This is a genomic window from Amycolatopsis antarctica (genome assembly GCF_002262875.1).
Taxonomy (GTDB): Bacteria; Actinomycetota; Actinomycetes; order Mycobacteriales; family Pseudonocardiaceae; genus Amycolatopsis; species Amycolatopsis antarctica.
In genome coordinates, this window is sequence record NZ_NKYE01000022.1 from 40,755 (window position 1) to 62,973 (window position 22,219).

The 22,219-nt window shown below is 71.7% G+C and carries 17 protein-coding genes; 10 read left to right on the forward strand and 7 right to left on the reverse strand.

Translation table 11 applies throughout. The features are described 5' to 3' along the window. The first annotated feature begins 48 nt into the window (after nucleotides 1-48). The 6 genes from CFN78_RS26310 to CFN78_RS26335 all read left to right on the forward strand — a co-directional run bounded on the left by CFN78_RS26310 (nucleotide 49) and on the right by CFN78_RS26335 (nucleotide 7,881). Nucleotides 49-1,854 carry a penicillin-binding transpeptidase domain-containing protein gene (locus CFN78_RS26310; RefSeq protein WP_094865732.1) on the forward strand — a complete coding sequence of 602 codons (1,806 nt, stop codon included), beginning with the start codon at nucleotides 49-51 and terminating at the stop codon, nucleotides 1,852-1,854. 32 nt (nucleotides 1,855-1,886) lie between these two features. Continuing rightward, nucleotides 1,887-2,744, forward strand: a complete 858-nt coding sequence (gene map / locus CFN78_RS26315; protein WP_094865733.1) for a type I methionyl aminopeptidase — start codon at nucleotides 1,887-1,889, stop codon at nucleotides 2,742-2,744. A 90-nt stretch (nucleotides 2,745-2,834) separates the two neighbouring features. Next, complete coding sequence (locus CFN78_RS26320) at nucleotides 2,835-3,599, forward strand: 3-hydroxybutyrate dehydrogenase (protein ID WP_094865734.1); 765 nt, start codon at nucleotides 2,835-2,837, stop codon at nucleotides 3,597-3,599. Nucleotides 3,600-3,660: 61 nt separating this feature from the next. Next, a complete protein-coding gene (locus CFN78_RS26325) occupies nucleotides 3,661-5,013 on the forward strand; it encodes an MFS transporter (protein ID WP_165777720.1) in 1,353 nt (450 codons plus the stop codon). 25 nt (nucleotides 5,014-5,038) lie between these two features. After that, entirely contained in the window at nucleotides 5,039-6,931 is a 1,893-nt protein-coding gene (locus CFN78_RS26330; RefSeq protein WP_420807930.1) for a helix-turn-helix domain-containing protein, read from the forward strand. Between the two features lie 71 nt (nucleotides 6,932-7,002). After that, the gene (locus tag CFN78_RS26335; RefSeq protein WP_205660659.1) at nucleotides 7,003-7,881 is read left to right on the forward strand and encodes a TIGR03619 family F420-dependent LLM class oxidoreductase; all 879 of its coding nucleotides are present in this window, start codon (nucleotides 7,003-7,005) and stop codon (nucleotides 7,879-7,881) included. Nucleotides 7,882-7,987: 106 nt separating this feature from the next. On the opposite strand, the gene CFN78_RS26340 is transcribed toward CFN78_RS26335, so the two are convergent. Next, the gene (locus CFN78_RS26340; protein ID WP_094865736.1) at nucleotides 7,988-9,367 is read right to left on the reverse strand and encodes a 3-hydroxybutyrate oligomer hydrolase family protein; all 1,380 of its coding nucleotides are present in this window, start codon (nucleotides 9,365-9,367) and stop codon (nucleotides 7,988-7,990) included. Nucleotides 9,368-9,484: 117 nt separating this feature from the next. Next, nucleotides 9,485-10,153, reverse strand: a complete 669-nt coding sequence (locus tag CFN78_RS26345) for a FadR/GntR family transcriptional regulator (RefSeq protein ID WP_094865737.1) — start codon at nucleotides 10,151-10,153, stop codon at nucleotides 9,485-9,487. Between the two features lie 63 nt (nucleotides 10,154-10,216). On the opposite strand from CFN78_RS26345, the gene CFN78_RS26350 reads away from it, so the two are divergent. Then, the gene (locus tag CFN78_RS26350; protein WP_094865738.1) at nucleotides 10,217-11,464 is read left to right on the forward strand and encodes a CynX/NimT family MFS transporter; all 1,248 of its coding nucleotides are present in this window, start codon (nucleotides 10,217-10,219) and stop codon (nucleotides 11,462-11,464) included. 12 nt (nucleotides 11,465-11,476) lie between these two features. On the opposite strand, the gene CFN78_RS26355 is transcribed toward CFN78_RS26350, so the two are convergent. The 3 genes from CFN78_RS26355 to CFN78_RS26365 all read right to left on the reverse strand — a co-directional run bounded on the left by CFN78_RS26355 (nucleotide 11,477) and on the right by CFN78_RS26365 (nucleotide 16,007). Next, entirely contained in the window at nucleotides 11,477-12,871 is a 1,395-nt protein-coding gene (locus CFN78_RS26355; RefSeq protein WP_094865739.1) for a mycothione reductase, read from the reverse strand. A gap of 417 nt (nucleotides 12,872-13,288) precedes the next feature. Continuing rightward, entirely contained in the window at nucleotides 13,289-14,494 is a 1,206-nt protein-coding gene (locus tag CFN78_RS26360) for an HNH endonuclease signature motif containing protein (protein WP_420807931.1), read from the reverse strand. A gap of 829 nt (nucleotides 14,495-15,323) precedes the next feature. Next, a complete protein-coding gene (locus tag CFN78_RS26365) occupies nucleotides 15,324-16,007 on the reverse strand; it encodes a M15 family metallopeptidase (RefSeq protein WP_165777721.1) in 684 nt (227 codons plus the stop codon). A 476-nt stretch (nucleotides 16,008-16,483) separates the two neighbouring features. Between CFN78_RS26365 and CFN78_RS26370 the strand changes: the two genes are divergently transcribed. Together CFN78_RS26370 and CFN78_RS26375 are read left to right on the forward strand one after the other, a co-directional pair. Beyond that, entirely contained in the window at nucleotides 16,484-17,314 is an 831-nt protein-coding gene (locus tag CFN78_RS26370; RefSeq protein WP_094865742.1) for a S1 family peptidase, read from the forward strand. Between the two features lie 155 nt (nucleotides 17,315-17,469). Further along, entirely contained in the window at nucleotides 17,470-17,961 is a 492-nt protein-coding gene (locus CFN78_RS26375; protein WP_094865743.1) for a GNAT family N-acetyltransferase, read from the forward strand. Here the strand turns inward: CFN78_RS26375 and CFN78_RS26380 are convergent. Next, nucleotides 17,930-19,114: an 8-amino-7-oxononanoate synthase gene (locus CFN78_RS26380; RefSeq protein ID WP_094865744.1), complete on the reverse strand. Its 1,185-nt coding sequence runs from the start codon at nucleotides 19,112-19,114 to the stop codon at nucleotides 17,930-17,932. The genes CFN78_RS26375 and CFN78_RS26380 overlap by 32 nt on opposite strands. Before the next feature lie 138 nt (nucleotides 19,115-19,252). On the opposite strand from CFN78_RS26380, the gene CFN78_RS26385 reads away from it, so the two are divergent. Then, complete coding sequence (locus CFN78_RS26385) at nucleotides 19,253-19,981, forward strand: PIG-L deacetylase family protein (protein ID WP_094865745.1); 729 nt, start codon at nucleotides 19,253-19,255, stop codon at nucleotides 19,979-19,981. Between the two features lie 85 nt (nucleotides 19,982-20,066). Here the strand turns inward: CFN78_RS26385 and CFN78_RS26390 are convergent, their stop codons facing one another. Beyond that, on the reverse strand, nucleotides 20,067-21,548 hold the full coding sequence (locus CFN78_RS26390) for a DEAD/DEAH box helicase (protein WP_094865746.1): 1,482 nt from the start codon (nucleotides 21,546-21,548) through the stop codon (nucleotides 20,067-20,069). Nucleotides 21,549-22,219 lie beyond the last annotated feature (671 nt).

The window sequence follows — 22,219 nt, forward strand, 5'->3', positions numbered from 1 at the left end:
GGCGTTTCGGCCCGGCGGCTCGGTCCGTGACGGGCATACTTCCCGCTCGTGGGAGTTCGGCATCGGTTCGCGGTCGCGTTGCTGGCGGCGGCGACGGCCGTCACGGGCGCCGGCTGCGGTGTCTTCGGCGACGACGGGCCGGAGGAACTGGTCGCCGAGTTCCTGGCGGCGTTCGGCTCCGGTGACGTCGAACTCGCGGCGGGGCTCACCGACTCGCCGGACTCCGCGCGGACCGTCCTCGGCCAGGCCAGGACGGCGCTCGCACCCGAGTCCCTGACGGCCGAAGTGCTGTCGGTGGACGTACCGGCGGGAGCCTCCAGCGCGACCGCGACCTACCGGGTGGACTGGCGGTTGCCCCAGGGACGCGACTGGTCCTACGAGGCACGGGCCCAGCTCTACTCCGCACAGGAGGAGTGGCGACTGCACTGGCTGCCGTCGCTGGTGCACCCGGACCTGGCCGCGCAGCAGACCCTGGGTGTGCGCACCGAGACGCCGGAACCGGCCCCGGTACTCGACCGGGACGGCGCGGCCCTGCTGCAGCCGGAGACCGTGGTCGCGGTGGCGCTGCACCCGGCCGAGGCGGGCGACGTTTCCGCGGTCGCCGCCGCACTGGCGAACGCGCTGGGACCACTGGAACCGGCGATCACCAAGAAGTCCATTGTGGACGGCGCCGCCACGGCAGCACCGGAGCGCCCCTATCCGGTGGCGGTCCTGCGTACGGAGGACTACCGGCGGGTGAAGCCCGCGATCTACGAGTTGCCGGGTGTGCGGTTCACCGAGCAGGAACGCATGCTCCCGGCGGACCGGGACCTCGGCGAGCAGGTCCTGCCCGCGATCCGCACGATCGTCGAGGACCGGGTCGCGGGCGGTGCGGGCTGGCGGGTGGTGACCGTCGACGCGACCGGTGCCGAACTCGCCGAGCTGCGCGCCGAGCCCGCCCGCCCGGCCGACGCGGTGGTGAGCACGCTGAGCCGCCGGGTCCAGGGCGCGGCGGAGGACGCGCTCGGGCCGGTTCCGGTGCCCGCGGCGATCGTTGCGCTGGAACCGGAAACGGGTGAACTCCTCGCCGTGGCACAGAACCCGGCGGCGGACGAGCAGGGCCCGATCGCGCTCACCGGCCGCTATCCGCCGGGGTCGACGTTCAAGATGGCGACCGCGGCGGCCGCGCTCGGTTCCGGGAAGGCGGGGCCCGAGACGGAGGTGGACTGCCCGTCCACGACGGTCATCGGCGGCAGGCTGATCCCCAACGACGACCGGTTCGCCCTCGGCACCGTGCCGGTGCGCACCGCGTTCGCCCGGTCCTGCAACACCACTTTCGCGCGGCTGTCGGCCGAGCTGCCGGCCACCGCGCTCACCGACGCCGCCGCCTCGCTCGGCATCGGCGCCGACTTCGTGCTGCCCGGCGTCACCACCATCACCGGCGCGGCGCCGCCCGCGGGCACGGTGGTGCAGCAGGCGGAGAACGGCTTCGGCCAGGGGACCGTGCTGGCCAGCCCGTTCGGGATGGCGGTCGCCGCGGCCACCGTGTCGGCGGGCCGGACCCCGGTGCCGACGCTGATCCGCGGGATGCCCGCGGAGGCGAGCGGGCTGGGCGCGCCCTTGCGGCCCGAGGTACTGACGGCGCTGCGGTCGATGATGCGCGAGGTGGTCACCGGCGGTACCGCCGGCGCGCTCGCGCAGCTTCCCGGCGTGCACGGCAAGACGGGAACCGCCCAGTTCGGCGACGGCACCGGTTCGCACGGCTGGTTCGTCGGCTACGACGACGACCTCGCCTTCGCCGTTCTGCTGGTGGGCGGGGGAACGTCCGCACCGGCCGTGGACGCGGCGCATCGGTTCCTGACCGGGCTCGGCTGAGCGTCCGCGCGGGGCGTCGTAAGGTGGAGGTCATGTCCACGCGCGCCCCGTTGCTGCCCGGCGTCCAGACGCCGCGCCGCCCCGTACCCGCCAGCATCGCCCGTCCCGAGTACGTGGACCGGCCCGCGCCCAAGCGGGACAACGGCAACGGGGTGCGTACCCCCGAGGTCATCGAGGCGATGCGGGTGGCGAGCCGGATCGCAGCGCAGGCGCTGCAGGAAGGCGGCAAGGCCGTCAAACCGGGTGCCACCACCGACGACGTGGACAAGGTGGTGCACGAGTTCCTGGTCGACCACCACGCCTACCCCTCGACGCTCGGCTACCGTTCGTTCCCCAAGTCGTGCTGTACCTCGCTGAACGAGGTGATCTGCCACGGCATCCCGGACTCGACGGTGATCGAGGACGGCGACATCTGCAACATCGACGTCACCGCCTACATCGGCGGCGTGCATGGCGACACGAACGCCACCTTCCTCGCCGGCGACGTGGACGAGCGGGTGCGCCTGCTGGTGGAGCGCACCCACGAGGCCACCATGCGCGCGATCAAGGCGGTGCGCCCCGGGCGCAGGCTGAACGTGATCGGCCGGGTCATCGAGGCGTACGCGAACCGTTTCGGCTACGGCGTCGTCCGCGACTTCACCGGGCACGGTGTCGGGCCCGCGTTCCACACCCCGCCCACCGTGCTGCACTACGAGGAGCCCTCGGTGACCACGGTGATCGAGCAGGGCATGACGTTCACCATCGAGCCGATGATCACCCTCGGCACCATCGAGTACGACGTATGGGACGACGACTGGACGGTCACCACGCTGGACAAGAAGTGGACCGCCCAGTTCGAGCACACGCTCGTGGTCACCGAGACCGGCGCGGAGATCCTGACCCTGCCCTGACCGGCCGTGGCGCAGCACCACACCGGTGCGGGAAGTTGTGGCCCGCGACCACATAGCTGACCTGCCGGCGGGTCCCTACCGTCGGCACCCATGAATCGCAGCTCATCCCCGGCCGACCTGCGGGGCCGGACCGCACTGGTGACCGGCGGCGCCGCTGGGATCGGCCTCGCCTGCGTGCGGGCGTTGACCGGCGCCGGCGCCAAGGTCCACCTGGTGGACCGCGACCCGGCGGCCACCGTCGAGGCGGCCGAGTGCACCGGGGCCCTCGGGCACGTGGCCGACCTGCTCGACCCCTCCGCCATCGGCGCACTGCCCGCCGACGTCGACATCCTGGTGAACAACGCCGGCATCCAGCACGTCGCACCGATCACCGAGTTCCCGCCGGAGCGCTTCGAGGCCATCCAGCGGCTCATGCTCACCGTGCCGTTCCTGTTGATGCGCCATTGCCTGCCGGTGATGTACGAGCGCGGCTGGGGCAGGTTGGTCAACATCTCCAGCGTGCACGGCCTGCGCGCGAGCCCGAACAAGGCGGCCTACGTGGCGGCGAAGCACGGCCTCGAGGGACTGAGCAAGGTCGCCGCGCTGGAGGGCGCCCCGCGCGGGGTCACCAGCAACTGCGTCGACCCCGGCTACGTGCGTACCGCCCTGCTGGAGAGCCAGATCGAGGCGCAGGCCCGTACTCACGGCATCGGTGAGGACGCCGTCGTCGAGGAGGTCTTCCTGCGGCGCACCGCGATCAAGCGGCTCGTCGAGCCCGACGAGGTCGCGGCGCTGGTCACCTGGCTGTGCGGGGACCACGCGGGCAGCCTGACCGGCGCGTCCCTGCCGGTCGACGGCGGATGGACCGCCTCGTGATCTCGCACCGCACCGCAATTCAGCCCGGTTTCGCCCACCCCACAACGAAGTGGTGATCGATGTGACGGACGCAGTCACGCCCGAGAACACGCCAGCAAAGAATTCGATCAAGAAGATCGTCGGAGCGAGCCTGGTCGGCACCACCATCGAGTGGTACGACTTCTTCCTCTTCGCCTCCGCGGCGAGCCTGGTGTTCAACAAGCTGTTCTTCCCGACCGCCGATCCGTTCAACGGCATCCTGCTGGCACTCGGCACGTACGCCGTCGGTTTCCTCGCCCGTCCGGTGGGCGGCCTCGTGTTCGGTCACTACGGCGACAAGATCGGCCGGAAGAAGCTCCTCGTCATCAGCCTGCTGATGATGGGCGGGGCCACGTTCCTCATGGGCGTGCTGCCGACGTACCAGTCGGTCGGCGTGGCGGCGCCATTGCTGCTGATCTTCCTGCGCCTGGTGCAGGGCTTCGCCCTCGGCGGCGAGTGGGGTGGGGCGGTGCTGATCGTCTCCGAACACGGCGACGCCCGGCGGCGCGGCTTCTGGGCATCCTGGCCACAGGCCGGAGCTCCCGGCGGCAACCTGCTCGCCACGGCGGTTCTGGCGATCCTGGCCGCGGTGCAGACGGACGCGGCCTTCGAGGCCTGGGGCTGGCGCATCCCGTTCCTGCTGTCGGGCCTGCTGGTGGCCATCGGCCTGTGGATCCGGCTCTCCGTGTCGGAATCGCCGATCTTCCTGGCGGCGCAGGCGAAGGCCGAGGCCGAGGGGAAGCCGGAGAAGGCACCGATCATCACGGTCTTCAAGGACAGCTGGCGCGCGGTGCTGATCGCGATGGGCGCCCGGTTCGCGGAGAACGTCTCGTACTACATCCTCACGGCGTTCATTCTGATCTACGTCACCAACGAACTCGAACTGTCGAAGTCGGTCGGACTCAACGCCGTGCTGATCGGCTCGGCCGTGCACTTCGTGTCGATTCCGTTGTGGGGGCTGCTCTCCGACCACCTCGGCAGGCGCATCGTCTACATCTTCGGTGCGACGTCGATGATCGTCTGGAGTTTCGTCTTCTTCGAGATGCTCGACACCAAGTCGTCCGGGCAAGCCATCCTCGCGGTGACGATCGGGCTGGTGCTGCACGGCGCCATGTACGGCCCGCAGGCGGCGTTCTTCTCCGAGCTGTTCGGTACCCGGGTCCGCTACTCCGGCGCCTCGGTGGGCTACCAGCTCGCCTCGATCCTGGCGGGTGGTCTAGCGCCGCTGATCGCCACGGCGATGCTCAAGGACCTGGGCGGCAGCCTGCCGATCTCCATCTACATCGCTGCTACCTGCGTCGTCACCATCGTCGCGGTGTATCTGGCGAAGGAGACCCGGGGCGCTTCGCTGGACACCGAGGTCTCCCCGGCGACGCAGGAACGTGCCAGCGTCTAGCGCGGCACGGTAGCGGCGTAGAAGCATGGCCGGCATGGACCGCATCGACGACGCCGCGGGAAACCTGCTGGAACTACTGGCGGCGGGGGCGAGCAGCGACCGGCTCGCCTCCGTCGTCGCCGCGGCCCGCGGCCTGGCGACGGGTGACGGCGAGCGGGTGGCGATCGACCGGGCGGGCGATCTGGCACTGCGGGTGCGCCGCACGCTGACCGACCACAGCAGACGCGAGGCGGAGCTTGCGGCGCTGTTCGACACGGCCAGTGACCTGGCCCGGCTGCGCGATCTCGACGCGGTTCTGCGATCCATCGTGCACCGGGCGCGGATGCTGCTGCGTGTCGACATGTCGTATCTGAGCCTGAACAGCGACGACGCCGAGGCCACCTACATGCGGGTCACCGACGGCTCGGCCTCGGCGCTGTTCCAGCAGGTGCGGCTCGGCATGGGGGAGGGCCTCGGCGGTCTCGTCGCGCAGACCGCGCGGCCGTACGCCACCGCCGACTACCCGTCCGACGACCGCTTCGACCACACCGGGCCGATCGACGAGGCCGTCACCGACGAGGGACTGATCGCGATCCTCGGCGTGCCCCTGTCGCTGGGCGGCACCGTGATCGGCGTGCTGTACGCGGGCGACCGCGCGGGCCGGACCTTCACCCCGGACGAGGTCGCGCTGCTGTCCTCGCTCGCCGACCACGCCGCCATCGCGATCGACAACGCCCGCCTGATCGAGGACACCGAGGCCGCCCTCGCCGAGCTGGGCGCGGCCAACGCCACCATCGGCGCGCACAACGAGGCCATCGCCCGCGCGCAGGAGGCGCACGACCGGCTGACCAACCTGGTGCTGGCAGGTGGCCGGGTGCCGGAGGTGGCGGCCGCCGTCGCCGAGGTACTGGGCGGCGGCATCGCCGTGCACGACGCGGACGGCGGCGAGCTCGCCACGGCCGGCACCGGTGCGGTGCGGCAGAACGAACGGCTGCTGAACGTCTCACGGGCGAGTGGCCGTGCGGTCGCCGAGGGCGGCACCTGGACGTGCGCGGTGTCGGCGGGCCCCGAACTGCTCGGCAGCATCACCCTCACCGGCCGTCCGGTGCTCGCCGACGCCGACCGCAGGCTGTTCGAGCGCTCGGGCATCGTGACGGCGCTGTTGCTGCTGCTGCGCCGTTCGGCCGCCGAGGCGGAGGACCGGGTGCGCGGGGAACTGCTCGTCGACCTGCTGAACGCCCCCGGCCGCGACCCGGCGGCCCTGTTGCGCCGTGGCAACCGGGTCGGCGTCGATCTGGCGGCCCCGCAGGTCGTCCTGGTACTGCGGGCGGACGGGGTCTCCCGGACCCGGCTGGCCACGGCGGCGGGCAGGCACGGCGCGCTCGCCGGCGTCTACGCGGAACAGGTCGTGCTGCTGAGCTGGAACGGCCACCCGGGAGAGGTCGCCGCCCGGGTGGCCAAGGAACTGGGCGTCACCCTCGGCTGCCCGGTGACGGCGGGTGCGTCCGGCCCGGCGTCCGGCCCGGTCCCGCTCGCCGAATCGCATGCCGAGGCGGTCCGGTGCCTGCGGGCCCTGATCGCGCTCGGCCGCGTCGGCGACGGGGCGGCCCCGGAGGATCTGGGTTTCGTCGGCGTGGTGCTGGGCAGGCACGCCGACCTCGGCGGTTTCGTGCGGTCCACGATCGGCCCGGTGCTGGACTACGACGCCCGCCGCGGCACCGAACTGCTGCGGACGCTGCGCGCGTACTTCGCCTGCTCCGGTCAGCTCAGCAAGGCCAAGGACGTGCTGCACGTCCACGTGAACACCGTCGTGCAGCGGCTCGAACGCATCTCGACCCTGCTCGGCTCCGACTGGCAGGAGCCCGATCCTGCGCTGGAGATCCAGCTCGCGCTGCGGCTGCACACCCTCGGCGGGCTGGCGGAGCCCGCGCCGGAATAACCTGTGCGTCCGGCCGGTTGGTGAACCGGCGGATGACATAGGCGAGACCTGGGGGCGGTATGCGGTACGGCGTGATGATCGTGAACTTCGGTGACGGGACGGATCCGTCCACTCTGCTCGGCTGGGCGCGGTACGCGGAGGATCGCGGATTCGGCTTCGCGATGACCTCCGACCACGTCGCGGTGACCCCGGACGTCGCCGAGCAGTACGAGGCGCCGTTCTACGATCCGTTCGCCACCCTGGCGTGGCTGGCCGGGCAGACCTCCCGCATCGAGCTGGGTACCACCGTGACGGTGCTGCCGTACCGGCATCCGCTGCTGACGGCCCGGATGGCCGCCAACATCGACAGGTTCAGCGGCGGGCGGCTGATCATGGGTGTGGGCGTGAGCTGGCCGCGTCAGGAGTTCGCCGCGCTGGGCGTGCCGTTCGCCGAACGCGGCGCCATCACCGACGAGTACCTGGACATCGTGATCCGAGCGTGGAGGGAGGAGAAGATCTCCGCGCACGGCCGGTACGTCTCCTTCGACGACGTGGCCACCGGCCCACTTCCCGTGCGCCCTCCGCCGGTCTGGGTCGGCGGGGCCAGCCCGGCCGCGATCCGCCGCGCCGCCCGGTTCGGTGACGCCTGGCATCCGCTCAACCTGCGGCTGGACTGGCTGCGTGAGAAGGGGCTGCCCGCGCTGCGGGCCGCCGCGGAGGCGGCGGGACGCCCGGTGCCGGACTTCGCCCCGCGCCTCCCGTTGCGGATCACCGACTCCGCGCTCGGCGAGGACCGGCTGCTCGGACAGGGCACACTGGACCAGATCCGGTCCGACATCGAGGCGCTGGACGGACTCGGCGCCACGCACGTCCTCTTCGACACCTACCCGGGCAGCCCGGCGGAGTTCCGCCCGCCCGCGCAGGAGCAACGGATCCTGGACCTGCTCGCCGAACGGGTCCTCGGCTTCTGACGCCGGCGGGCCAGGTACTCGCAGGCCACGTACCTGCTAGTCACGTGCCGCCCGGCCGGTTCGTCGCGGTGCGCGAGGCTACGGCTTCCCCCGACGCCGCGGGAGTTCAGTCGCCCAGCGCGCAGCCGTCCCCGGTCACCTCGGTGGCGGGCACGGTGCGCGAGGCCGGTGGCGCCTGTCCGTCCAGCCAGCCGCCGAGAGCGTCGAACGCGCTCCGGAAACACGGGGCGATCGGGCGCAGCCGGTCCGGGTGGACGTCGACGAGTCCGTCGGAGTGGGTGCCGTTCTCGATCCGGTAGTAGCGGTGCCGGTCACCGCGGCCGCGGCCGCGGTCGGCGGTCATCCCGGCGTAGACGTCGGAGTCCCGGGAGATCGGCAGCAGGGTGTCCAGCGTGCCGTGCAGGGTGATCAGCGGCGCGCCGATCCGGCCGGTGAGCCCGATCCGTTCGACGGCGCGGTGCACCTCGGGTGGGCGGGAGACGTAGTCGTAGTCGGCGTCGCAGGCCGGGGTTCCCGTCGCGCAGTAGGGGATCCCGGCTTCCAGTTCGCCGTCGAAGGCCGGGTCGAACTCCTCGCGGTACACCCGCTGGGTCAGGTCCCAGTAGACCTCGTGGTGGTACTGCCACAGGAACTCCGACCCGGGGGCGAAACCGGCGTCGAGGATGCGCTGCCTGGCCGTTTCGGCGTCCGGGCCGCCCGCCGCGTACACCGGGAAATCGCGCAGGGTGGCGGGCAGGTAGTCGAACAGGTTCGGGCCTTCGCCGCGCCAGAGTGTGCCCTCCCAGTCCACTCCGCCGTCCCACAGTGCCGCCCTGTTCTCCAGTTGCCAGCGCACCAGGTAGCCGCCGTTGGACAGGCCGGCGGCGAGTACCCGGTCCGGGGCGCGGCCGTAGTAGCGGTGGGCGGAGGCGCGGGCGGCCAGGTTGAGCTGGGTGACACGGTGGTTCCACTCGGCGACCGCGTCACCGGGGCGCCGCCCGTCGGTGTGGAAGCCGGCGCCGGTGTTGCCCTTGTCGGTGGCGGCGAAGGCGTAGCCCTGCGCGAGCACCTGGTCGGCGATGGCCCGGTCGTTCGCGTACTGGGCACGGTTGCCGGGCGATCCGGTGACGACGAGCCCGCCGTTCCACCGATCGGGCAGGCGCAGGGTGAACTGTGCGTCGTGGTTCCAGCCGTGGTGGGTGTTGGTGGCCGAGGAGTCCGGGAAGTAGCCGTCGATCTGCACGCCCGGCACCCCGTGCGGCTGGGGGAGTGCCTGCGCGGTGAGCCCGGCCCAGTCGGCGGGCACGGTGTGCCCGGAGGCGACCGTACCGGCCGTGGTCAGCTCGTCCAGGCAGGCGGACTTCTGTTGCTGCGCAAGGGGAACGCGGGCGCGTTCGATGCCGGAGCAGTGTCCGTGCTCCGAGGCCCCGGCGGCCGCGGAGGGGGACAGCACGGTGCTGGCGGCGAGTGCCGCGGCGCAGACGGCGAGCAGGCGGCGGGCACGCATCGGGGCCTCCTGGGGGTTCGGTGTCCCCGCACGGTAGGGATCCGCTCGTGAACGCGGTATGGGCGCCGGTCATACAGCGGTGGGTGCGCGCGTGGTGCGCGGGACCACCCGTCTCGTTCAGCCGAGTCCGGCGAGCAACTCGTCGAGGAAGCCGCCCGCTTCGGCCGCGGCCCGGCCCGCGTCCTGGTCGCGGATGGCGTCGAGCAGCCCGTCGTGCCGGATCTGGTGCAGGTTCACCGGCTCGCCGGCGGTGGAGCGCACGCTCGCCGTGACGGCTTCGGCCAGGCCCTGGTACAGCTCGGCGAGCAACGTGTTGTGTCCACATCGGACGACCGCGAGGTGGAACTCGGAGTCGACGCGGGCGAACTCGTCCGCCCGGCCGGCCCGCTGCGCCTCGTCACGTGCGCCGAGCAGCCCGGTCAGCTCACGCAGTTCCTCTTCGGTCCTGGCGGTCGCGGCGAGCCGGGCGCCCTCGACCTCCAGCGTGCGCCGTACCTGCAGTACCTCGCGCAGTTCCGATCCGCACAGTCTGCGCACCGCACCGGAGACCTCGCTGGTGGCGCGGACGTAGGTGCCGTCACCCTGGCGGACCTCCAGCAGTCCGGCGTGCGCCAGCGCGCGCACCGCCTCGCGGACGGTGTTGCGGCCCACGCCCAGGCTCGCCGCCAGCTCGGCTTCCACCGGGATGCGGTTGCCCACCGGCCACTCGCCGCCGCGCACGGCTTCGCGAAGCTGCTCGATCGCCTGGTCGACGAGACCGGTGCGGCGTGTGGTCGCCAGCGGCACTGTGACGAACCCTCCCGTTGAGATCGGTTCAACCAATCATCCTATGTCTGTCATAGTAGCCGCATGGTCGCCGGATCCACCGTGCCCGCGTGGGGGCAGGAGCCCGAGCTCGACGGTGCCGTCGAGCTCGCCGGGCGAGGCTCGCGCCGGGTGCTCACCGGCGGGCTGCTGCTGGCCGTCGCGGTGGTTCTGGTGGCGGTCAACCTGCGACCCGCGATCACCAGTGTGGGCCCGCTGCTCGACGAGGCGCGGGTGGCGCTGGGTGCCTCCGCCGTGTGGGCGGGCGTGCTGACGACCTTGCCCGGCCTGTGTTTCGCCGCGGCGGGGCTGGCCGCGCCCCGGCTGGCCCGCCGGGTGGGGATCGGTGCCGCGGTGGGTATCGCGATGGCGGTGCTGGCGGCCGGGCTGGCGGTGCGCGTGGTGGGCGGCCAGCTCGTGGTGCTGGGCGGCACGCTGGTGGTGACCGCGGGCATCGCGCTGGCGAACGTGCTCATCCCGGTGGTGGTGAAGGATTCCTTCCCGTTGCGCATCGGGCTGATGACCGGTGTCTACACGGCGGCGTTGCAGGGCGGCGGCGCGATCGGTTCGGCGCTGAGCCCGCCGCTGGACACGGCGCTGGGCGGGTGGCGGCCGTCGCTGGCGAGCTGGGCGGTGCTGGCCGTGCTCGCGCTGGTGGTGTGGTCGGTGGCGGCCCGCCGGGGGACGAGGCGGCGGGACTCCGCGGAGGAGGCCGAAGCGGGCGGGCGTTCGCTGTTGCGCAACCCGCTGGCCTGGACGGTGACCCTGTTCTTCGGCCTCCAGTCGTTCCTGGCGTACGTGGTGATGGGCTGGCTCCCGCAGGTGCTGATGGACGCCGGGGTGAGCCGGGGTGACGCGGGGTTGCTGCTGGGGCTCGTCTCGGTGCTCGCGGTGCCGATCAGCCTGGTGGTTCCGGCCGTCGCGGCCAGGCAGAACGGGCAGACGGGCTGGATCGTCGGGCTGACCCTGTTCGCGATCGCCGGGCTGACCGGGCTGATGATCGCGCCCGGCGGCGCGCCGCTGTTGTGGTGTGTGCTGCTGGGTATCGGTATGAGCGTGTTCTCGATGGCGTTGACGACGATCGCGTTGCGGTCGCGGACCGGCGCCGACACCGCCCGCTTGTCCGGGATGGCGCAGGGCTTCGGTTACCTGCTGGCCGCGGCGGGCCCGTTCCTGTTCGGCCTGTTGCACGAGCTGACCGGGAGCTGGACGGTGCCGATCGCGATGCTGCTGGTGGCGCTGGTCGCCCAGCTCGTCTTCGGGGGTCTCGCGGGCCGTCCCCGGTACGTCTGAGCGGCGCGCCGGTCAGTCCAGCGGGAGGCCGAGCAGGGCGTTCTCGACGAGTTCCGGCATCGCCGGGTGGATCCAGTACTGGCCGTGGGCCATGCTGCGCGCGTCGAGTCCGAAGCTCATCGCCTGGATCAGCGGTTGCAGCAGGGTCGGTGCCTGCGGGCCGATGATGTGCGCGCCGAGGAGCAGCCCGGTCGCCGGGTCGGCGATCAGTTTGGCGAACCCGCTGTGGTCCTCCATCGCCCAGCCGTAGGCGATTCCGGCGTAGTCCTGGGTGGAGGTGACGTAGCGCAGGCCCTGTGCCTCGGCTTCGCGTTCGGTGATTCCGACGGAGGCGATCTGCGGGGAGCCGAACACGGCGTGCGGTACGTAGCGGTGGTCGGATTCGATCGGCTCGCCGGGGTGCAGCAGGTTGTGCTGCACGACGCGGGCTTCCTGGTTGGCGACGTGTTTGAGTTCGTACGTCGAGGACAGATCGCCGAGCGCGTAGATGCCGTCGACGCCGGTGCGCTGGTGGCTGTCGACCCGGACGAAGCCGCCGTCGGTGGTGTCGATGCCTGTCTTCGCGACGTCGAGCAGGTCGGAGTTGGGCCTGCGGCCGGTGGCGACGAGCAGCACCCCGGCTTCGATGCTCGACGGTCCGTCCGGGCCGTCGAGGTCGACGGTCACGCCGCTACCGGTGGCGCGGACGGCGGTGGTGGCGGTGTTCAGCCGCACGTCGAAGCGGTCGCGGGCCAGTGCGGTGAAGCGTTCGCTGATGTCGGTGTCCTCGCGGCGCAGCATCGCGCCGGAGCGGACGACCACGGTGACCTCGACGCCGAGGGCGGAGAACACGTGCGCGAACTCGGCGGCGATGAAACCCCCGCCGAGAATGACCATGCGCTCGGGGAGTTCGTCGAGGCGCATCACCGTGTCGGAGGTGTGGTACGGCACGTCGGCGAGGCCCGGTACGTCCGGTACGGCGACGCGGCCGCCTGCGGCGAGTACGAAGCGGTCGGCGGTGATGGTCTCGGTGGCGCGGCCGTCGTCGAAGGACACCGCGAGTTCCTTGTCGCCGACGAAGCGTCCGGTGCCTTCGTAGACGGTGGTGCCGGCGTTGTCCTCGTGGTGGAGGCGGTACTCACGGCCGCCCGCGGCGATGGGGTCGATGCGGCCGAAGATGCGGTCGCGGATGTCGCGCCAGCGCACTCCGGTGAGTTCCTCGTCGACGCCGAAGCGCGCGGAGTGGCCGGGCGTGGCCGCGAGGTCGGCGGTGTGCACGAACATTTTCGTGGGGATGCATCCGACGTTGAGGCAGGTGCCGCCGAAGACGCCCTTCTCGACGATCGCCGTTTTCCAGTCGGCGAACCGGTGGTCGAGGATCGAGTTGCCCGATCCGGTTCCCACGATCACCAGGTCGTAGTGCGGCACGACGTCATCCCTCGTTTCCCGTTGTGCGCCTGCGTTGTCGCGGCAAGCGGCCCGTCCGGCGGCATTGGCGGCAACCGTCCGGCCGATGCTTTTGTTCCCGCGCGGTTCGCGGCGGCGCTGTCCTAGTCCGGCAAGTCTAGGACGCCGTGGCCCGTCCGGCGTGCGGGAGTCTTCGCCGGTCACGATTCGCGGGTGAGGGTTCGGCGGCGGGGTTCGGCGGCGGGGTTCGGCGGCGAGGGTGGCGGAGCCGGAGCGCTTCTGGTGCACGGGCGGGAGTCGCGGTTTCCGTCTGCCGCCCGCTCGCCTACCTGGCGTCGGTTTCGGCATGTCCTGTCGTGTCGACGGGCGGGTGCGCCGAAGCGCCGCACGCTGCCCGGCCAGTTCCGGCGGTGGCGCGTTCGGTGCGGCTGTTCGTGGTCAGAAGGGTGGCGCGGCGGGACGTGGATCTGTCAGCGGAGCGGGTCGGCTGGTGTGGACGTTGCCGGTGGGGGTGGTGATGTGCAGGGCGCCGGTGTTGTCGGTGGCGAGGTGCCAGCCGGGGAGGTCTTTGAGGCGGTGGTGTCGTCGGCAGAGTCCGGTCAGGTTGTCGGCGCTGGTTTTGCCCCCTCGTGCCCAGTCCTGGGTGTGGTCGATGTCGGATACGTGGGACGGCCGGTGGCAACCCGGCATCCGGCATTCCCGGTCACGCACCTTCACCCACTCGGCCAACGCCGCCGGCGGCCGGTAGCGGGCCCGCCCAACGTCACGCACCGTCCCGACGACCGGATCGGTGACCACCTTGCGCAGCACCGAACCCGAGTTGGTGGCGAGGTGGCGGGCCAGCCAGGCCGGTACCGGCCCGTGACCAGGTAGCTCGGCGGGATGGTCGTCGACCCCGGCCAGGGTGGTCGCGGCGACGTGGACGAAAACTTCGGTACGTGTCTCGGCGGTGCGGTGGCCGAGGCAGAGTTCGGCGAACACGTCGGTGCGTAACTGTTCCAGGGTGCGGGTTTCGCCACCACCGCGCAGGGTTTTCGCGATCCGGTCCACACGCCCGTAGATCGCCGTGGCGGTGTCGGTGGGCAGATCGGCGATCAGGGTGCTCATGGCGTCGTCCTGGTGCACCAACTGCACGCTGCGTTCCAGACGCCGCTTCCGCGCCCGCTCAGCATGCCCGTCCGGATCGACGGCCACGACTTGCCGCACGGCGGCGCGGCGAATGCTGGACGGATTCCGCCCGTCCAGTCGACCCACCATCGCCGCGTCCACGGCAGCGGCGTGCTCGTCCGACAACGGATTCGTCGCATCGACGATCTTGGATGCCTTGTAGCTGTCGATGGTGCCGGTGTCCAACGCAGCCAACGTTTCCGGTAGCCGTGTGGTCGACGCCTGCGCCATCGCCACCATCCGCTGTGCACGGTGCTCGGTGGTGGCCAGGGTCAACGCGACCTCCGCGCCCACACCGCGCGACTCCTCCGACAACGCGGCGAACCGAGCCACCGCCCGCACCTGCACAGCCTCGGCACGCGATCGGGCGACCTCGGCATCGCGCATCACCCGAAGAAGCCCCCGCGCCGACAACGAAGACAGTCGAACACCAGCCAGACCCCCGTGATCAACCCGCACCGTTTCCCGCGAATCCATATCAAGAATCGCAGCCAACCGAACCTCAACAGATCCCCCATCGATCATGAACCCATTCTACCGACACCCCCGAACAATTCCCATCACACCATCGAGCACCCCTAACAACGAACGGTCCATTCATGCGTAGACCCGTCGACCGAAACGAGGAGAACCAGAGAAACGCTTCCGGTATTGACGTCGTATCCACGAGGAGTCGACGGATCGAGCCACTACGCGCGCGACGCAATATCGACACGTCGACGAATCCCCCAGCGCCAGGCCTTCGCCGACCTCACAACACCCGAACGCGACCAGCGCCGCTGTGCAGTCAGAAACCCGGACGGCCGATGCCGCCCAAGCCACCCACGCCACCAATGCACTCACCGAAGGACAACCGGACGCAGCAGCAGGGGAACAAGCCCGAACGCCGCGCACTAAACAAACGCGACAACCAACCCGCACCGAGAAAAAACGACACCGAGAAACCCGTCCCGTGGGGAACTGTCGCTGACGACCAACAACGGCAAACGCCCCGAGGAGCGACAGTTTCACACGGCCCGCCGAAGGCGTGCCGTAAACCCGAGAAACCCACCCCGATACGCCCCACCGCACCGTACGCGACAGCCCGATATGCCGGGCGTGCCTGAAATCCGCGAGCACCCCCGGTGCGTGCCGGATTCCCGTTCCGCCACGTCACTCCGATACACGGGGCGTGCCCGAAATCCGCGACCCCCGGGATACGTGCAGGGTTTCCATTGCGGCACACCACCCCCATACGCCGAGGGTTCCCGATCCGAGAACACCATCCTCGATGTACGTCCCGAGTTCCCGTTCCAGGAAGCCCTCGTCAACGCCCCGTGGCGGAGAAATGCATGATGTCCTTCGGGTCGTCCCAGTTCCCGCCCCACGTCCAGCCCGCTTCGCCGAACGCCGAGGTCGCCACGTCACCGGGCCGGATCATGCCCGCCCGCTCCACCGAACGGTCCGTGTACGCCGACGCGAGTTCGGGAAGTACCACGTCGTCCTTGACGTACGGGTTGCAGAACGGGTTGACGTCGACCGCTTGGCCGTAGGCGTGCGCGGACCAGGTCCGGGCACCACGGGTGGGCCGGCATACGAACGCGGACGTGTTGTTGCCGTCGCCGGTGGGTGCGGCATCGAGCTCGTCCGCCCTGGTCACCCGCATCTCCTCGATGGGGAACCGCGACTCGAACAGTGTGCCGAACGCCGCGGTCACCGCCTGGGCGGCGGACGCCCCGACGAGCATCTCGCCGGTGTGCGGACGTCCGTCGAAACCCCAGAACGACATCGTCAGGTAGCGCAGTTCGCCTGCTGCGACCGGACATTCAGCCTGCCAGGTGCTGCGGGCGAGCACCTCCGAAGGCACGGCCTGGACGGTCGAGGCGTACCGGCCGTCCTCGGGCGGCGGCAGCAGATCCACCGTCGGCAACGCCCTGTCCACCAGTTCGGGCGGGGTGGACAGGATCTGGCCGTAACCGTCGGATCGCAGCGGCAGCGGCTGGGCGCCCACTCGCCACCGGGGAGCGGGTGGAGGTGACGGAGCCACCGGGGACGTACTCGTCCCAGGCTGCGGCGTTACGGGGGCCGAAGCGGGGCCAGACGCAGGCGCGGGTTCGGGAACGGAAGGCTGCTCGGTGCCGCAACCGGCGACCATCGTCGCCGCAGCGCACACGGCGAGAGCCGCCATCGAAACCCGCACTGTCACACGGTCAGCTTCGCAGAGTCGCGGCCTGCCGGTCGATGCCACCCGTTTCAGTGACACCGGATAGCGCTCGTTGCGGCTAGGGTCGTTCGCGTTGCCACCGGTGACGCTCCGCGCCCGAGTGGTCTCCCGATGTCGCACCCGACGAGGCCGCGGCGGGCCCGGATCCGCGCCGGAACACACGCGACGCACAGACCGAAGAGCACACGCACCGAGCAGCACGAACGACGTACGGAACGACCAGGACGGCAGACGTGGCGCCGTCCGAACGAAAGGGACAACGCATGCCTCAGTCCAACCGGAACCGCAACCGCCGGCGCTGGGTCATCGCGGCCACGGCCGTCGCGGGTGCCGTACTCGTCCCGGCCGCCGCCTCCGCGGTGGCGGCGGAATCCCCGGACTCCGAGGCCGTGCCCGCCCCGGTCGTGGAGCCACGCATCGTCGGTGGCGAGCCCGCCTCCGTCGGTGACCACCCGTACGCCGTGTACCTCGCCGACAGTGCCGGCGGACAGTTCTGTGGCGGCACACTGGTTTCCCGCAACGCGGTGGTGACCGCCGCCCACTGCACCGCCTCGATGAGCCCGGCGGACATCACCGTCGTCGCCGGCCGCGAGGACACCCGGACCGGCGAGGGCGAGATGAGCGCAGTGCGGGACATCTGGGTCTCGCCCGACTACACCGATTACGGTTCCGGCAACGACATCGCCGTGCTGAAGCTCACCGACTCCCTGCGATACCGGCCCGCGGCCGTGGCCACCGCGGCAGACGCGGGCGCGTACGCCGAGGGCACGTCCGCGACCGTGCTCGGCTGGGGCCGGACGAGCGAGGGCGGTGCCCGCTCCACCATCCTGCGCGGGGCGCAGGTGCCCATCGCCGGGGACGCGACCTGCGGGCAGGCCTTCGGCAACTACGACAACCGGACCATGGTCTGCGCCGGGTACCCGGAGGGCGGTGTCGACGCCTGCCAGGGCGATTCGGGCGGCCCCCTGGTGGTCAACGGAACGCTGATCGGTGTCGTGTCCTTCGGTGAGGGATGCGCCCAGCCCGGTAAGCCCGGTGTCTACACCCGCGTGGCCACCTACGCCGAGGACATCGCCCGCGAGAGCCGTCGCTGAGCCGCGTCACGAAGGGTTCTTCCCGCAGCGAGCGCCGCCGATCGCCCGGGCCGGGGTGAATTCTCCGACGCCCGGACCCGCGAACAGCGGCACCGCAGGTCGTGCGCGGACCGGTGCGCCTGCCGTCGGCGGGAACACCGTGATAAGCAGTCGGGGTGAACACGAGGAACGATTCGCCCGAGGTCGCCGAGGCCGCCGGTGACGAACTGACCGCCGCTCCGCTGTACGAGATCCTCCGGTTGCGGGTGGACGTGTTCGTCGTCGAGCAGGAATGCCCGTACCCGGAGATCGACGGCCGCGATCTGTCCCCGGACACCCGGCACTTCTGGGTGCGTGGACGGGATGGCGTCGACGGTTATCTGCGGGTGCTCGCCGGCCAGGAAGGGGTGCGCCGCGTCGGCCGGGTGTGCACCTCGGGCGGAGCCAGGGGGAGTGGCCTCGGTGCGCACCTGATGCGGGCGGCGATGGCGCACATCGGCGACCGGGAGTCGGTGCTGGACTCGCAGGTGTACGCGACCGGCTTCTACGCGCGGTTCGGTTACCGGACCGAGGGCGAGGAGTACCTGGAGGACGGCATCCCGCACGTTGTCATGCGCCGTCCGGCGGGTTCGCCGGTCAGCGAGCCCGGTCCGGCGCCGTCTCGGTGATCACCCGGACCGCGGTGTCCACATCGGACTCGGTGAGGTCGGCGCGGGCGGTGAGCCGCAGCCGGGAGATGCCGTCCGGGACAGACGGGGGGCGGAAGCAGCCCACACGGACCCCGTGCTCGGCGCAGCGCGCGGCCCAGGACATGGCCTCGTCCGGGGAAGGCGCGTGCACCGACACCACCGCGGCCTCCGGGGTGCTCGTGGTGAACCCGGCTTCGCGCAGCCGGGCACCGAGGCCGGTGGCCGCGGCCAGCACCTGAGCCGGCAGACCCGGTTCGGCGCGCAGGGCGGTCAGCGCCGCGAGCGCGGCGGCCACACTGCCCGGCGCCAGAGCGGTGTCGAAGATGAAGCTGCGGGCCGTGTCCACGAGATGCCGGATGACGCGGCGCGGCCCGAGAACGGCACCGCCCTGCGCTCCCAGCGCCTTCGACAGGGTGATGGTCGTGACCACGTCCGGCGAGCCGGACAGGCCGGCCTCGTGCACCGCGCCGCGGCCGCCGTCGCCGAGCACGCCGAACCCGTGTGCGTCGTCGACGAGGAGGGCGGCGCCCTGCGCGCGGCAGGCGTGCCACAGTTCCGGCAGCGGAGCCAGGTCACCGTCCACCGAGAACACCGAGTCGGTCACCACCAGTGCCCGCTGTTTGCGCCTGGTGGACAGTGCGTGGGTGAAGGCCGCCGGGTCGCGGTGCGCGACGGCCGCGACGTCGGCGCGGGAGAGCCGGCAGCCCTCGATCAGGGAGGCGTGGATGTACTTGTCGGTGACGATGGCGCACTCGCTGCCGGACAGGGCCGTCACGGCACCCAGATTCGCGGCGAAACCGGAGGAGAACACCAGCGCGGCCTCGGTGCCGCAGAACCGGGCGAGTTCACGCTCCAGATCCGCGTGCAGTTCGGTCGATCCGGTCACCAGCCGGGAACCGGTCGAACCGGCACCCCAGCGCAGCGAGGCGGCCGCGGCGGCTCCGGCGACGCGCTTGTCCTTGGCCAGCCCCAGATAGTCGTTGCCCGCGAGATCGAGATCGCCCGGCTCGGCGGTCCGTGCGCGGAGCCTGCGGACCAGTCCGGCGCCGGCACGCTTCTCGGCTTCCTCGTCGAGCCAGTCGAAGACCCGCTCGGGCTGGACATCGGTGGAGATCGGTCCCGGTGCGCTCACCCCTGGAGTCTCGCACCGCCCGGACAGGCTGGCATCGTGCACCCTCGCCGGTCGCCCGCGGGATTCCCGTGCGGGGCCTATTCTCCGGTGCGGACGCCGTGTTCACCCCGAACGCGGCCGGGTGCGAGGCGGGGCGCGATGGAGAGCACGGAACTGGCCGAGATGCCGTCGGACTGGCAACGGGCGCTCGCCGTCGTCGCGCATCCCGACGATCTGGAGTACGGCGCGTCCGGCGCCGTGGCCCGCTGGACCGACGAGGGCCGCGAGGTGACGTACGTGCTCGCCACCAGCGGCGAGGCCGGTATCGACGGGATGGACCCCGAGCGGGCGGGGCCGCTGCGGGAACGCGAGCAGATCGCCGGCGCGGCCGTGGTCGGGGTGCGCCGGGTGGACTTCCTCGGCCACCGTGACGGCGTGCTGGAGTACGGACTTCCGCTGCGGCGCGACATCGCCAGGGCCGTGCGAAAGTACCGCCCGGAGCTGGTGGTGATGGCCAACCATCGCGAGCACTGGCCGGGTGGCGGGCTGAACATGGCCGACCACCGGCACGCCGGGCTCGCCACCCTCGACGCCGTGCGGGACGCGGGCAACCGCTGGGTCTTCCCGGAGCTGCTCGACGACGAGGGACTGGAACCGTGGCCCGGTGTGCGCTGGGTGGCGGTGGCGGCCTCACCGGAGGCCACCCACGCCGTCGACATCACCACGACGATGGATCGGGCCGTCGACTCGCTGCGCGCGCACGCCGCGTATCTGGCGGGACTGGACGACCCGGGTGACCCGGACGAGTTCCTGCGTCAGGCCGCCCGCGCCGAGGGTGAGCGCTTCGGCGGCGTGCATGCCTGCTCGTTCGAGCTCATTTCGCTGTAGCGAAAGGGAATCGGGCCGTTGACGCGGCGAGGGCCGGGTACCGGGCGCGTGGCCCGGCACCCGGCCCTCGCCGGTGCGGTATCGCTCAGTCGTTGTACTGGCGGCGTGCCGGGGCGCGCCCGCCGGTGCGGTGCGGTCGCCCGCCGCCGCGCGAGGACGACTCGTGCCGCGAGGACTCGTGCCGGGAACCGCCCTGCCTGCGTCCGGCACCGAAGCTCGGACGTCCGCCGCGGCCGCCCGCGGGCGGGCCGCCACGACGCCCGCCGGGGGCGCGGGTCGGGCGGCTCTGCCGCTCGATGACCGGCTCGCCGCTCGGCGTACGCGCGCCGGTGACACGGGTCAGTTCCGCGTCGCCCGGGCGGACCTGGGCCTGTTCCGGCTTGATGCCTGCGCGGTCGGTCATCCGGCGGACCATGCGGCGCTGGTCGTGGGTGACCAGCGTGACGACGGTGCCCGAGGCCCCGGCCCGCGCGGTGCGCCCGGCCCGGTGCAGGTAGTCCTTGTGGTCCGCGGCCGGGTCGACGTGCAGCACGAGGCTGATCCCGTCGACGTGGATGCCGCGGGCGGCGACGTCGGTGGCCACGAGGACACTGGTGTGTCCGTCCTTGAAGTCGGCGAGGACCCGGTTGCGCTGTCCCTGCGTCTTGCCGCCGTGCAAGGCGCCCGCGTGCACGCCGCTGGCGCGCAGCTTGTCGGCCAGGCGGTCGACGTGGTGCTTGGTGCGGACGAACATGATCGTGCGTCCCTCGCGGGCACCGATCTCGGTGATCACGTTCTGCTTGTCCGGGTGCGAAACCTGCAGGACGTAGTGGTCCATGGTGTCGATGCTGGCGGTGGCCGCGTCGACGGAGTGGGTCACCGGGTCGGTCAGGTAGGCGCGGACGAGACGGTCGACGTCGCCGTCGAGCGTCGCCGAGAACAGCAGGCGCTGGCCACGCGGCGGTGTCAGGTCGAGGATCTCCCTGACCTGCGGCATGAAGCCCATGTCGGCCATCTGGTCGGCCTCGTCCAGCGCCACGAAGTTCACGTCACCGAGCACGCAGGTGCCCTGGCGGACGTGGTCGGACAGCCGTCCGGGGGTGGCGATCAGCAGGTCGACGCCGCGGTGCAGTGCCTCGGCCTGGCGGCCGAAGGCCATGCCGCCGACGGCGGTACGGCACCACAGGCCCATCGACTTGGCCAGCGGGGTCAGCGCGTCGGCCACCTGCATGGCCAGTTCGCGCGTCGGGACGAGGACCAGCGCGCGGGGACGCTTCGAGCGGGCGCGTCCACCGTCGAGGCGGGCGAGCAGGGCGAGACCGAAGGCGAGGGTCTTGCCGGAACCGGTCTGCGCGCGGCCCAGCACGTCGCGGCCGGCGAGAGCGTCCGGCAGCGTGGCGGCCTGGATGGCGAACGGCGCGTGCAGACCCTGCTCGCGCAGCGTGCGCAGCAGCGGTTCGGGAAGGTTGAGTTCGGCGAAGGTCTTGCTGGGGGCGGTGCCGGCCGCCGTGTTCTCCTGGCCGTTCTGACGGTGCCGCGGCTTGCGGGAACGGGCGGAGGTGCTCTCGGAATCGAGCGTGACTGTCACAGATGCCTCTCGGACGTGGCACGTCGCAAGGAGGCCCGCTGGCCCGCGCGCAGGCAGGGCACATTTCGAAGCGGTGGGCGTTCACAGGGACGAACCCGGCATTCTGCGTCGGCGGGATCGCCGGACACGGAACGCCTCGGATTGATGGACCACCGCGAGCCGAGGTCGGCTTGACGTAGCAGCGGCGCGACGCCCGTTGCGGTGCGTCACCACCCTACCTGAGACGCGCCGGTAGGGTCGACTCGCCCCGACCGGGGTGGCGCAGGTGACCGCAGCGGTCGATTCGGTACTTCGCACACGGTCGCGGTCGTGTCCGGTGCGGGGACACCCGCACGTCTGGTTTCCGTGGACGGTGAGCCGTGGTGCCCGTCACCACGATTGTGCGCGCCGTTCTGGAGCGGGTGCTGGCGGGAGGCCGCCGTGGGGCCGGCGCACCGGTGCTGCACCTGGTAATCACCCATCTCGCGGACTGGGGGGCCACCCGTCTCGGCGCACTGCTCACGGCCGCCGTCGCGGGCTGCGCGGGATTGCCGGACCTGGGTGGCGAGGATCTCGACGAGCGCATCGTGGCCGACCTGGTGCGCGGCCGTCCGGCGCCGGCCGAGCTTTACGCCGGGCGGACCCTGCCGCCCGGCGCTGGCCGAGCGCGCGCGGTTGCGCGAGACGTACGG

What these genes read in the sequence shown, in the direction of transcription:
- CFN78_RS26385 (WP_094865745.1), top strand. Translation starts at nt 19,253, where the DNA reads ATGGAGAGCACGGAACTGGCCGAGATGCCGTCGGACTGGCAACGGGCG.
- CFN78_RS26370 (WP_094865742.1), top strand. Translation starts at nt 16,484, where the DNA reads ATGCCTCAGTCCAACCGGAACCGCAACCGCCGGCGCTGGGTCATCGCG.
- CFN78_RS26340 (WP_094865736.1), bottom strand. Translation starts at nt 9,367, where the DNA reads ATGCGTGCCCGCCGCCTGCTCGCCGTCTGCGCCGCGGCACTCGCCGCC.
- CFN78_RS26330 (WP_420807930.1), top strand. Translation starts at nt 5,039, where the DNA reads ATGGCCGGCATGGACCGCATCGACGACGCCGCGGGAAACCTGCTGGAA.
- CFN78_RS26350 (WP_094865738.1), top strand. Translation starts at nt 10,217, where the DNA reads ATGGTCGCCGGATCCACCGTGCCCGCGTGGGGGCAGGAGCCCGAGCTC.
- CFN78_RS26320 (WP_094865734.1), top strand. Translation starts at nt 2,835, where the DNA reads ATGAATCGCAGCTCATCCCCGGCCGACCTGCGGGGCCGGACCGCACTG.
- CFN78_RS26360 (WP_420807931.1), bottom strand. Translation starts at nt 14,494, where the DNA reads ATGGATTCGCGGGAAACGGTGCGGGTTGATCACGGGGGTCTGGCTGGT.
- map (WP_094865733.1), top strand. Translation starts at nt 1,887, where the DNA reads ATGTCCACGCGCGCCCCGTTGCTGCCCGGCGTCCAGACGCCGCGCCGC.